Source organism: Dietzia cercidiphylli (genome assembly GCF_014145145.1).
GTDB lineage: Bacteria > Actinomycetota > Actinomycetes > Mycobacteriales > Mycobacteriaceae > Dietzia > Dietzia natronolimnaea.
On record NZ_JAALEA010000296.1, the window covers coordinates 1 to 1,411 of the forward strand.

The 1,411-nt window shown below is 69.8% G+C and carries 1 protein-coding gene; it reads right to left on the reverse strand.

The features are described from left to right. A partial coding sequence (locus tag G6028_RS11070) for an Rne/Rng family ribonuclease (protein WP_241730693.1) occupies positions 1–1,411 on the reverse strand: 1,411 nt, incomplete at both ends.

Here is a 1,411-nt window from a genome sequence, read left to right on the forward strand (position 1 = left end):
GAGCGCGGCGGGGTGCGCGGCCGGCGCGGGCCCGTCCTTCCTGGGCGCCTGCCTGGGCGCGGACGACGAGGAGGCCTGGGAGTCGGACTGATCCGAGTCCGATCCCTTGCCGCCGCGCTTGCGGCCGCGGCGGGAGCCGGGCTCGTCGGCGTTGTGCGACTCGGTGTGGACGGGGTCGGCGTGCACGATCAGGCCACGGCCCTGGCAGTGCTCGCAGGGCGTGGAGAACGCCTCGACGAGACCCGTGCCCAGCTTCTTGCGGGTGAGCTGGACCAGCCCCAGCGAGGTGACCTCGGAGACCTGGTGACGGGTGCGGTCGCGCCCCAGTGCCTCGGTGAGCCGCCGCAGCACGAGGTCGCGGTTGGCCTCGAGCACCATGTCGATGAAGTCGATGATCACCATCCCGCCCACGTCGCGCAGGCGCAGCTGGCGGACGATCTCCTCGGCCGCCTCGAGGTTGTTCTTGGTGACGGTCTCCTCGAGGTTGCCACCCGAGCCGGTGTACTTGCCGGTGTTGACGTCGATGACCGTCATGGCCTCGGTGCGGTCGATCACGAGCGAGCCACCGGAGGGCAGCCACACCTTGCGGTCGAGCGCCTTGGCCAGTTGCTCGTCCACGCGGTGGGTGGCGAACACGTCGACGTCGGGGTTGTCGTACCGCTCGAGCCGCTCGGTCATCTCCGGTGCGACCCTCGAGACGTAGTCGTGCACGGTGTCCCACGAGGTGTCGCCCTGGATCACCAGCGACGAGAAGTCCTCGTTGAACAGGTCGCGCACCACCTTGACCAGCAGGTCGGGCTCCTCGTACAGGGCGATCGGTGTGCCGGCACCCGCGGAGGTCCGCTTCGCGGAGGCCTCGGCGATCTCTGCCCACTGGGCGGCCAGTCGTTCGACGTCCCGGCCGATCTCCTCCTCGCTGACCCCCTCGGCCGCGGTCCGGATGATCACGCCCGAGCCCTCGGGGACGACGTCCTTGAGGATCGCCTTGAGTCGACGCCGCTCGGTGTCGGGCAGCTTGCGGGAGATGCCGGTGGAGTTGCCGTCGGGCACGTACACGAGGAATCGACCGGCCAGCGAGATCTGCGTGGTCAGGCGGGCGCCCTTCTGGCCGATGGGATCCTTGGTGACCTGCACCAGGACCATGTCGCCGGGCCTGAGCGCCTGTTCGATCCGCCGGGCCTTACCGCCGAGTCCGGCGGCCTCCCAGTTGACCTCACCGGCGTACAGGACGCCGTTGCGACCGCGGCCGATGTCGACGAACGCGGCCTCCATGCTCGGGAGCACGTTCTGGACGCGGCCGAGGTAGACGTTGCCCACCATGGAGCGCGCGGACTCGGTGGTGACGAAGTGCTCCACCAGCACCTTGTCCTCCAGCACGCCGACCTGGGTCATGATCCCCTTGCCGTCGCCG